9 protein-coding genes and 2 pseudogenes are annotated in these 9,909 nt (G+C 65.0%); 9 read left to right on the plus strand and 2 right to left on the minus strand.

Annotated features, from left to right (window positions below):
- The 8 genes and pseudogenes from G3N97_RS39760 to G3N97_RS32820 form a co-directional block, all read left to right on the plus strand.
- Positions 1-167: pseudogene (locus G3N97_RS39760) on the plus strand (lipopolysaccharide transport periplasmic protein LptA); the annotation flags it as partial.
- Positions 168-190: 23 nt separating this feature from the next.
- Entirely contained in the window at positions 191-958 is a 768-nt protein-coding gene (lptB, locus tag G3N97_RS32790) for an LPS export ABC transporter ATP-binding protein (protein WP_205997077.1), read from the plus strand.
- Between the two features lie 403 nt (positions 959-1,361).
- Positions 1,362-2,879, plus strand: a complete 1,518-nt coding sequence (locus G3N97_RS32795) for an RNA polymerase factor sigma-54 (protein ID WP_205997072.1) — start codon at positions 1,362-1,364, stop codon at positions 2,877-2,879.
- A 174-nt stretch (positions 2,880-3,053) separates the two neighbouring features.
- Positions 3,054-3,410: a ribosome-associated translation inhibitor RaiA gene (raiA, locus tag G3N97_RS32800; protein ID WP_065062206.1), complete on the plus strand. Its 357-nt coding sequence runs from the start codon at positions 3,054-3,056 to the stop codon at positions 3,408-3,410.
- 408 nt (positions 3,411-3,818) lie between these two features.
- Positions 3,819-4,274 carry a PTS IIA-like nitrogen regulatory protein PtsN gene (ptsN, locus tag G3N97_RS32805; RefSeq protein WP_027815677.1) on the plus strand — a complete coding sequence of 152 codons (456 nt, stop codon included), beginning with the start codon at positions 3,819-3,821 and terminating at the stop codon, positions 4,272-4,274.
- Positions 4,275-4,416: 142 nt separating this feature from the next.
- The gene (hprK, locus tag G3N97_RS32810; protein WP_027795920.1) at positions 4,417-5,385 is read left to right on the plus strand and encodes an HPr(Ser) kinase/phosphatase; all 969 of its coding nucleotides are present in this window, start codon (positions 4,417-4,419) and stop codon (positions 5,383-5,385) included.
- Positions 5,386-5,594: 209 nt separating this feature from the next.
- Positions 5,595-6,488, plus strand: coding sequence for an RNase adapter RapZ (gene rapZ / locus G3N97_RS32815; protein ID WP_205997073.1), 894 nt, complete (start codon positions 5,595-5,597; stop codon positions 6,486-6,488).
- A gap of 40 nt (positions 6,489-6,528) precedes the next feature.
- Positions 6,529-7,167 (plus strand): LON peptidase substrate-binding domain-containing protein, encoded by a 639-nt coding sequence (locus G3N97_RS32820; RefSeq protein ID WP_205997074.1) that lies wholly within the window; start codon positions 6,529-6,531, stop codon positions 7,165-7,167.
- A gap of 30 nt (positions 7,168-7,197) precedes the next feature.
- On the opposite strand, the gene mutY is transcribed toward G3N97_RS32820, so the two are convergent.
- Positions 7,198-8,331 (minus strand): A/G-specific adenine glycosylase, encoded by a 1,134-nt coding sequence (mutY, locus tag G3N97_RS32825; protein ID WP_205997075.1) that lies wholly within the window; start codon positions 8,329-8,331, stop codon positions 7,198-7,200.
- Between the two features lie 15 nt (positions 8,332-8,346).
- Positions 8,347-9,177 carry a bifunctional DNA-formamidopyrimidine glycosylase/DNA-(apurinic or apyrimidinic site) lyase gene (gene mutM, locus G3N97_RS32830; protein ID WP_205997076.1) on the minus strand — a complete coding sequence of 277 codons (831 nt, stop codon included), beginning with the start codon at positions 9,175-9,177 and terminating at the stop codon, positions 8,347-8,349.
- Between the two features lie 176 nt (positions 9,178-9,353).
- On the opposite strand from mutM, the pseudogene G3N97_RS32835 reads away from it, so the two are divergent.
- Positions 9,354-9,909 (plus strand): annotated as a pseudogene (locus G3N97_RS32835) (hypothetical protein); the annotation flags it as partial.

The following is a 9,909-nucleotide window of genomic DNA, read 5'->3' on the forward strand; positions in this document are numbered from 1 at the left end:
ACGACTTCTACACGGCGAAGTCGGGTTCCGACGTCGCGGGCCCGGGCAATCCGAAGGGCCGCGTGCGCGCCATGCTGGCGCCGCGCAACGGCGGCGCGCAGCCGCTCACCGGCGCCTCGGCCACGCTCGCGCCGGCCACGAAGATTCAGGGAGCGCCGCAACAGTGAACGCCGCCACCACCGCCTCCCCCATCCATCAGCGCCCGTCCGCGGGCAAGACGAGTTCGCTCGTCGTGCGCAACCTCAAGAAGCGCTACGGCTCGCGCACGGTCGTGAAAGACGTGTCGCTCGACGTGAAGAGCGGCGAAGTGGTCGGTCTGCTCGGTCCGAACGGCGCGGGCAAGACCACGTCGTTCTACATGATCGTCGGCCTCGTGCCGCTCGACGCCGGCGAAATCGACCTCGACGGCCAGTCCATCAGTCTGCTGCCGATCCACAAGCGCGCGGCGCTGGGCCTCTCGTATCTGCCGCAGGAAGCCTCGGTGTTCCGCAAGCTCACCGTCGAGGAGAACATCCGCGCGGTGCTGGAGCTGCAACACGACGAGAACGGCAAGCGTCTGAGCAAGGACGTGATCACCCAGCGCGCCGAAGCGCTGCTCGACGAACTCCAGATCGCGCACCTGCGCGAGAATCCGGCGCTGTCGCTGTCGGGCGGTGAACGTCGCCGCGTGGAAATCGCGCGTGCGCTGGCGACCGATCCGAGCTTCATTCTGCTCGACGAGCCGTTCGCGGGCGTCGACCCGATCGCCGTGCTCGAAATCCAGAAGATCGTGAAGTTCCTGAAGCAGCGCAACATCGGCGTGCTGATCACGGACCACAACGTGCGCGAAACGCTCGGCATCTGCGACCACGCATACATCATCAGCGACGGCACCGTGCTCGCCGCCGGCGCGCCTGGTGACATCATCGAAAACGAAAGCGTGCGCCGCGTCTACCTCGGCGAACACTTCCGCATGTAATCTCCGCGCCCGCGCGCTGCACGCGTGCGGGTGCTTCACCGCCGCGCTTCGTTCTCGCTCGATTCACGCAACGTGCGCGCGGCGCGCCTGCCGGAACGCCCGCACGCCGCTGCGGGCAAACGCCGCGCCGGCGCCTGCTTTCCCCTGAGTTTTTCCCGAATTTCCCTGGATTTTCCGTCCGGACTTTCCGTGATGTTCCGTTGTGCCTGCCCGCTCGACCGCGAGCGACGCGCGTCCCGAGGGCGGGTGCGCGATGCACGCCGCACGCGTGCGCGAGCCGCTGTTTGCGCACTAAATTCCGTCCGCGAGATGCCGTTGCACCAGTGCAGGGCACGCGCGTTTTCGCGGATGTCGTGTGGTATCGCGAGCGTGGCAAACTCTTTACAATGAATCGCACACCGCCATGAAAGCCAGCCTCCAACTCCGCCTCTCGCAGCATCTTGCGCTGACTCCGCAACTGCAACAGTCCATCCGGCTGCTGCAGCTGTCGACGCTCGAACTGCAGCAGGAAGTCGCCACCGCGATCTCGCAGAATCCGCTGCTCGAGAACGACGACGACTGGATCGCGAGCCCCTTGCGCGTGGCCGCCGACGGGTCGCTCATCGCCCAGCCGCCGGCTTCTTCCAACGCGGAACCGATGCAGGGCGCGAGCAACGGCTCGTCCTCCTCGTCGAGCGACAGCGATAGCGGCGACGGCGAACCGCGCAGCGTCGACGAATACGAAGGACTCGGCGGCGACGCCAACGGCGACTCGAGCCAATGGAACCTCGACGACTACGGCCGCTCAGGCAGCGCCTCCGACGACGACGACCTGCCGCCGCTGCAGATCCACGAATCCACCACCACGCTGCGCGACCATCTGATGGCGCAGCTGCGTGAAACGAACGCGAGCCCGCGCGACCGCGCGCTCATCACGTTCCTGATCGAATCGCTCGACGAAGACGGCTACCTGTCCGCCACGGGCGAGGAAATTCTTGCCGATATCCCCGAAGAACTCGAAGTCGACGCCGACGAACTCAACGCGGCGCTGGCGCTGCTGCACAGCTTCGATCCCGCCGGCGTGGGCGCGCGTTCCGCTTCGGAGTGCCTGAAGCTGCAATTGCTGCGCGTCACAACGTCGCCGGTGCGCACGCTGGCGCTCGAGATCGTGTCGAATCATCTGGAACTGCTGGCCGCGCGCGACTTCACGCGCTTGCGCAAGCAACTGAAGACCGGCGACGACGAGCTGCGCGACGCGCATGCGCTGATCCGTTCGCTAGAACCGTTCCCGGGCGCGGCGTACGGCAAGGCCGAAGCCGACTATGTGGTGCCGGACATCATCGTGAAGAAGGCGGGCCAGAACTGGCACGCCGAACTCAATCCGGACGTGGTGCCGAAGCTGCGCATCAACCACCTGTACGCGAATATTCTGCGCAACAACCGCGGCGATCCGGGCAGCGGCTCGCTGCGTCAGCAGCTGCAGGAAGCGCGCTGGCTCATCAAGAATATCCAGCAGCGCTTCGAGACCATCCTGCGCGTGGCGCAGGCGATCGTCGAGCGCCAGAAGAACTTTTTCGTGCACGGCGAAATCGCCATGCGCCCCTTGGTTTTGAGGGAGATTGCTGATACGCTGGGCTTACACGAATCAACTGTCTCGCGTGTGACAACCGGTAAATACATGCTGACTCCGTTCGGGACACTTGAATTTAAGTACTTCTTCGGATCGCATGTATCGACGGATACGGGGGGCGCCGCATCGTCCACCGCCATCCGTGCGCTCATCAAGCAACTCATAGGAGCCGAGAACACCAAATCCCCTCTTTCGGACAGCCGCATAGCCGAACTGCTGGCGGAACAGGGCTTCGTCGTCGCGCGACGCACCGTCGCGAAATATCGCGAAGCACTGAAGATTCCGGCGGTCAATCTGCGCAAGTCTCTTTAGGCTCATTCCGGCTTTTACGGAGTGGGCGTTTTCCGGCCGCAACGCCAGTTGGCGGACAGGGCCGGCCGAGCTAGCCCGTCGTAGCAGGCCTTTCGGGGAGCCGCACACAGGCAGTCAGTCGACCGGCACAGCCGCGCTTCACGCGTCACGCGGCCATCAGCCTGGAGAAGCACTATGAATCTGAAGATCAGTGGACACCATCTCGAAGTAACGCCAGCGTTGCGAGAATACGTGATCACCAAACTGGACAGGGTGCTAAGACATTTCGATCAGGTCATCGATGGCAATGTGGTCCTCTCGGTCGACAACCACAAGGAAAAGGACAAGAGACAGAAGGTTGAAGTGAACCTTCATCTGAAAGGCAAGGACATCTTCGTTGAGAGCTGCAATGGCGACATGTATGCCGCCATCGATCTCGTGGTCGACAAGCTCGATCGCCAGGTCGTGCGACACAAGGATCGCGTGCAAGGCCATGCTCACGAGGCGCTCAAGCATCAGCCCGCGGCGCCCATCGAGATTCCTCCGCAGTGACGCGCCTGGCGCGCGTGGGGTTTGAGAATTTGCGACGTTGATTCGACACTGATTCGCTTCCCCCGGCCTTCGCGGCCAGCGCGCCGGAAGTCAATGCAGCACACGAACAAAGCCGCCCCACCCGGGCGGCTTTTTTCATGCGGCCATGACGAGAGCAGCAAGAGAGCAGTACGAGACGTGTCCGGCATCGAACGGTGTTCCCGGGTGCAACCATGCAACAATGGTTGCAATCATGCCCGGTGCATCGCACCATCGGCCACTATGCTTGCTCTATAATGGTCCAGTCACTTTCGGGGTAACACGTCCCACGGTCCCGGCTTCAGGCTGTTTTTACCGATTCAGCCATGCGCGAACTCCGCGCCGACTGCCGGGGTGAGGAGCATTCAGGCCACGTTTTCGCCTGCCAACATGAATCGTTTAGCCAAAATTCTTCCCATCGAGAACGTCGTCGTCGGCCTGTCCGTTACCAGCAAGAAACGCGTCTTCGAACAAGCTGGGCTGATTTTCGAAAACCAGAACGGCATTGCGCGCAGCACGGTGACCGACAATCTGTTCGCGCGCGAACGCCTCGGCTCCACCGGTCTCGGTGAAGGCGTGGCCATTCCGCACGGCCGCATCAAGGGCCTGAAGCAGCCGCTCGCCGCTTTCGTGCGCCTGGCGGAGCCCATCGCGTTCGAAGCGCCCGACGGCCAGCCCGTTTCGCTCCTCATCTTCCTGCTCGTGCCCGAACAGGCCACGCAGCAGCATCTTGAAATCCTCTCCGAGATCGCCCAACTGTTGTCGGATCGCGAAACGCGCGAGCGGCTGCACACGGAAGAAGATCGCGAGACGTTGCATCGCCTGCTCACCCAGTGGCAACCTTGAAGCGGCAGGGCGCGCCCTGCGCCGCCCGTTGAGGCGGCGAGCGTGCGCCACGGCGCGAATCTCGTGCAGGCAGCGAGCCAACAGTTTTAGAGCGCGCGGTTAGAGCGACCAGTTAAGCGAGTCTTCGCGGAGTCAGCGACTCATGGACACTTCCAGCATCAACGCCCAAAGCATCTTCGACGACAACGCCACCACGCTGAAACTCAGCTGGCTGACGGGGCACGAAGGCTGGGAACGCGGCTTTTCGGCCGAGACGGTGGCCACGGCCACGGCGAGCGCGGACCTCGTCGGCCACCTGAACCTGATCCACCCGAACCGCATCCAGGTGCTCGGCGACGCCGAAATCCACTACTACCAGCGTCAGACCGACGAAGACCGCTCGCGCCACATGGCCGAGCTGATCGCACTCGAACCGCCGTTTCTCGTCGTCGCCGACGGCATGACCGCGCCGCCCGAACTGGTGCTGCGCTGCACGCGCTCCTCCACGCCGCTGTTCACCACGCCGATGTCGGCGGCCACCGTCATCGACAGCCTGCGCCTCTACATGTCGCGCATCCTCGCGCCACGCGCGACGTTGCACGGCGTGTTTCTCGACATTCTCGGCATGGGCGTGCTGCTCACCGGCGACTCGGGTCTCGGCAAGAGCGAACTGGGTCTGGAGCTGATCAGCCGCGGTCATGGCCTCGTGGCCGATGACGCCGTCGACTTCGTGCGCCTCGGCCCCGATTTCGTCGAAGGCCGCTGCCCGCCGCTGCTGCAAAACCTGCTCGAAGTGCGCGGCCTGGGTCTGCTCGACATCAAGACGATCTTCGGTGAAACGGCCGTGCGCCGGAAAATGAAGCTCAAGCTGATCGTCCAGCTCGTGCGACGCCCGGACGGCGAATTCCAGCGTCTGCCGCTGGAAAGCCAGACCGTCGACGTACTCGGTCTGCCGATCAGCAAGGTCACGATTCAGGTGGCCGCGGGCCGCAACCTCGCCGTGCTGGTGGAGGCCGCCGTGCGCAACACGATCCTGCAATTGCGCGGCATCGACACGCTGCGCGACTTCATGGATCGCCAGCGCCTCGCCATGCAGGACCCGGACAGCCAGTTTCCCGGCAAGCTGATCTGATCCCGCTGATCTGATCCTGCTTTGACGCGCGTTGCGGCACGCTGCCGCAACGCGCCCGCTGTCTTCGTCTCTCCTCGTCCTTCTCGTCCCACGCCGCGCCGACTGGCGCCCGTCACGCGCCACCAGTAAGGCCGCGCGCGTCCGGAAGCGTCATAACAGTCGCACGGATCGGATGCTATGATGACCCAATCGGGTCCATCTCCATTCCCATGCGTATCATCCTGATCACCGGCATCTCGGGTTCCGGCAAGTCGGTGGCGCTCAATGCGCTCGAAGACGTCGGCTACTTCTGCGTGGACAATCTGCCTCCGCGCTTTCTGCCGCAACTCGCGCAATATCTGTCCGAAGACGGCTACGAGCGTCTCGCGGTGGCCATCGACGCGCGCTCGAGTTCGTCGTTCGACGACATGCCGGAGATGATCCGCGACCTCGCGCTCCGCCACGACGTGCGCGTGCTGTTTCTCAACGCCAGCACGCAGTCGCTCATCCAGCGCTTTTCCGAAACGCGCCGCCGTCATCCGCTATCGGGTTCGGTCGCGCACGACGCCAACGTCGGCATGCTCAAGTCGCTCGAAGAAGCCATCGAGCACGAGCGCGAACTCGTCGCGAATCTCGCGGAATTCGGTCATCAGGTCGACACCAGCAATCTCAGCGCGAATTCGCTGCGCCAGTGGGTGAAAGTGTTCGTCGAAGGCGAACGCGGCTCGCTGATGCTCACCTTCGAATCGTTCGGTTTCAAGCGCGGCGTGCCGCTCGACGCGGACTTCGTGTTCGACGTGCGCACGTTGCCGAATCCGCATTACGACGCGCGCCTGCGGCCGCTTACCGGCCTCGATCAGCCCGTGATCGACTTTCTGAAGGCGCAACCGACCGTCCACGAAATGATCGCCGACATCGGCGCGTTCGTCGCGAAATGGTTGCCGCACTTCCGTAACGACAACCGCAGTTATCTGACCATTGCGATCGGCTGCACGGGCGGCCAGCATCGTTCGGTCTTCATTGCCCAGACGCTCGCCACGCGCTTCGCCAGCGAGTCGAACGTGATCGTGCGTCATCGCGATGCGCCTCTCGACGTCGGAGAGTCGTCCCGCCTGATCGCCTAACCGGCCGCATCGCGCGGCCTTTTACCGAAAGCGTTGCGCCATGCCTTCCACTCCTGCCGTGCTTGCCGATTTGCCGCTCTTTCCGCTGCATACGGTGCTGTTCCCCGGCGGCCTGCTGCCGCTGAAGATCTTCGAAGCGCGTTATCTGGACATGGCGCGCGAATGTCTGCGCGAGGAATCGCCGTTCGGCGTGTGTCTGCTGAAAAGCGGCGGCGAGGTCGCGCAGCCCGACGAAACCGCCGCCGTGCCCGAAGCCGTGGGCTGTCTCGCGCGCATCGAGCAATGCGACGTGGAAACCTTCGGCATGCTGCTGATCCGCGCGCACGGCACGCAGCGTTTTCGCCTGCTGTCGCACCGCGTGCAGCCCGACGGCCTGCTCGTCGGCATGGCCGAGCTGCTGCCCGAAGACATCCCGCTCGAAGGCTCCGATCATCTCGCGCGTTTTGGCGCATGCGCGGAAGTGCTGGAGCGCATCATCGCGACCATCCGCGAACGCGATCCGTCGAGCGTGCCGTTCGCCGAGCCCTTCCGTTTCGACGATCCATCGTGGGTCTCCAACCGTCTCGCCGAAGTGCTGCCGATCGCCCTGCGGGCGCGCCAGAAGCTGATGGAACTGGACGACGCCAGCGCGCGCATCGACGTCGTGCATCACTACATGCAGCAGCATCAGTTGCTCTGATGCTGCTGTAGCGCGCGCGGCGTTTCCGGGTTAGATCAGCGAACCGCGCAATCCGTCTAGCAGTTTGCGCACCGGCGCGGGCACGCCATAGGCCTCGATCTCGCGCAGCGCGACCCACGCCGTTTCCCCATCCTGCGCGACGAGCGCACCGCCCTTGCGCGTATCGAGTTCGACGACGCGCGGCTCGATGTCGAGCTTGAAATGCGTGAAGGTGTGTTGAAGCGACGCGAGCGCCGACGCCTTCGCACCTTGCGCGCCATAACCGTCGGCGCGCGCGGCCAGCGCGGCTTCATCGGCGGCTTCGGGCAGGCTCCACAGGCCGCCCCAGATGCCCGAAGGCGGACGCTTTTCGAGCATCACCGCGTCGCCGTCGAGCAGGATCAGCATCCACGTCTGACGCGTCGGCACCGCTTTTTTCGGCCGCGAGGCGGGCAACTGGCGTTGCCGGTTCGTCGTCTTCGCCACGCAATCGGAAGCGAACGGGCAGCGCTCGCAGTCGGGCTTGCCGCGCGTGCAGAGCGTCGCGCCCAGATCCATCAGACCTTGCGTGTAGGCGCTCACGTCGGCGTCGGTGGCGTCGGCGCCCGGCACGAGCGATTCGGCGAGCGTCCACATCGCGTTTTCCACGCGCTTCTCGCCCGGAAAGCCTTCCACGCCGAACACGCGCGCGAGCACGCGCTTCACGTTGCCGTCGAGAATCGTCGCGCGCGCGCCGAACGCGAACGAGGCGATCGCGGCGGCGGTCGAGCGGCCGATACCGGGCAGTTCCGCGAGTCCTTCGACCGTCGACGGAAATTTCCCGCCGTGGCTCTCGGCGACCACCTGCGCGCAGCGATGCAGATTGCGCGCGCGCGTGTAGTAGCCGAGGCCGGCCCACAGCGCCATCACGTCGTCGGCGGGCGCGGCGGCAAGCGCCTCGACGGTCGGAAAGCGATCGAGAAAGCGCGCGTAGTACGGAATCACGGTGGAAACCTGCGTCTGCTGCAGCATGATTTCCGAGAGCCAGATGCGGTACGGGTCGCGCGTGTTCTGCCACGGCAGGTCGTGGCGGCCGTGTTCGCGCTGCCACGCGATCAGGCGCGGCGCGAAGCTCGCGAGCAGTTCGGCGGGGTAAGCGGATTGCAGCGCAGCGGGCGCGAGCTTTGCGGAGGTCTTGAGATACATGGACGGACTGACGGATCAGCGCTGACAGCGCGGACAGAAATAGGTCGACCGCTGGCCTTGCACGATCTGTTTGATCGGCGTGCCGCACACGCGGCAGGGCTGGCCCGCGCGGTCGTAAACGAAGTATTCGAGCTGGAAATAGCCGCTCTCGCCATTGCTGCCGACGAAGTCGCGCAAGGTGCTGCCGCCTTTTTCGATAGCCGAGGCGAGTACGGCGCGCACGGCGTCGGCGAGCAGTTCGTAGCGCGCGAGCGAGACGCGTCCCGCGGCGGTGGTCGGCCGGATACCGGCGCGAAAGAGACTTTCCGACGCGTAGATATTGCCCACGCCCACGACGATGTCACCGGCCAGCAGCGCCTGTTTCACCGACACCTTGCGCCCGCGCGTCTCGCGAAACAGCAGCGCGCCGTCGAAGGCGGGCGTGAACGGCTCGATGCCGAGGCCCGCGAGCAGCGGATGGCCGAGCACGTCGCCGTCCTCGCGCGCGTGCCAGAGCACGGCGCCGAAGCGGCGCGGATCGCGAAAACGCAAGGTAAAGTCGTCGAACAGCCAGTCGATGTGATCGTGCTTTTCCGCGGCCGGCGGCTTTGGAAGATTACGTAACACGCGCAGGGTGCCGGTCATGCCAAGATGCACGATGAACCAGCCGTCTTCGACCTCGAACAGCAGATATTTGCCGCGCCGGCCAACCGAACGGACCGTGCGACCGCGCAGAATGCGCGCCAGCGAGGCCGGCACAGGCCAGCGCAGCGAGCCGTTGCGCACGTCGACACGCTCCACGCGGCGGCCCGCGACCCACGGCTCGATGCCCCGGCGGGTCACTTCAACTTCTGGCAACTCTGGCATCTTTAATCAGTTTGTGAGGTTGGGCTGGGAAAATGCCGGACAGCGCGGCGCACAGCGCGACGGAGCGTGAGCGCCAGGCCCGGCGACCGCGCGGGGCTGGTCTGCAACTTGCGTCATCGTCGTGCGCGTATTGTAGCCAGCGCGTTACAATCGACCGAAACATTCGACGGAATTCCATGGAACTGTCTTTCGTAAAGCTGTTTGCGAAGCGCCTGCCCCACGCGGCGCCGCGTCTGCGCAAAACGTTCGAACTCCGCGCGTTCGGCCCCCGGAAACTGATCGGCGCCGCCGTGCTCGCAGCCTGGGCGCTGAGCACGTCGAGCGCGTACGCGCAGGATCCGTCCCCCGACACGGACGACACTTCCGTCACCATGCCGGACGCGTTCGGCCCCGCGACGGCGGACGAGAAGAAGGATCTGCCCGCGATTCCGCTCACGAGCCAGATCACCTTCCAGGTGCTCGCCGCTGAAATCGCGCTCCAGCGCGACCAGCCCGCGCCCGCGTATCAGACGTATCTTGCGCTCGCGCGCGATACGCACGATCCGCGCATGGCGCAGCGTGCAACGGAAATCGCGCTCGCGGCGCAAAGCCCGACCGACGCGCTCACCGCCGTGCAGCTCTGGCAGCAATACGCGCCCGACTCGGAACGCGCCGCGCAACTCGACGCCTCGCTGCTCGTGCTCGCCGGCAAGCCCGCCGACGCGCAGCCGCTGCTCGCGCGCGAGCTGGCCC

The organism is Paraburkholderia sp. Ac-20347, from assembly GCF_017104805.1.
Classification (GTDB): Bacteria; Pseudomonadota; Gammaproteobacteria; order Burkholderiales; family Burkholderiaceae; genus Paraburkholderia; species Paraburkholderia tropica.

Excerpts from the sequence above, each read along its gene's own strand:
- rapZ (WP_205997073.1), top strand. The coding sequence starts at position 5,595 with ATGCGTATCATCCTGATCACCGGCATCTCGGGTTCCGGCAAGTCGGTG.
- mutY (WP_205997075.1), bottom strand. The coding sequence starts at position 8,331 with ATGTATCTCAAGACCTCCGCAAAGCTCGCGCCCGCTGCGCTGCAATCC.
- G3N97_RS32795 (WP_205997072.1), top strand. The coding sequence starts at position 1,362 with ATGAAAGCCAGCCTCCAACTCCGCCTCTCGCAGCATCTTGCGCTGACT.
- ptsN (WP_027815677.1), top strand. The coding sequence starts at position 3,819 with ATGAATCGTTTAGCCAAAATTCTTCCCATCGAGAACGTCGTCGTCGGC.
- hprK (WP_027795920.1), top strand. The coding sequence starts at position 4,417 with ATGGACACTTCCAGCATCAACGCCCAAAGCATCTTCGACGACAACGCC.
- G3N97_RS32820 (WP_205997074.1), top strand. The coding sequence starts at position 6,529 with ATGCCTTCCACTCCTGCCGTGCTTGCCGATTTGCCGCTCTTTCCGCTG.
- raiA (WP_065062206.1), top strand. The coding sequence starts at position 3,054 with ATGAATCTGAAGATCAGTGGACACCATCTCGAAGTAACGCCAGCGTTG.
- mutM (WP_205997076.1), bottom strand. The coding sequence starts at position 9,177 with ATGCCAGAGTTGCCAGAAGTTGAAGTGACCCGCCGGGGCATCGAGCCG.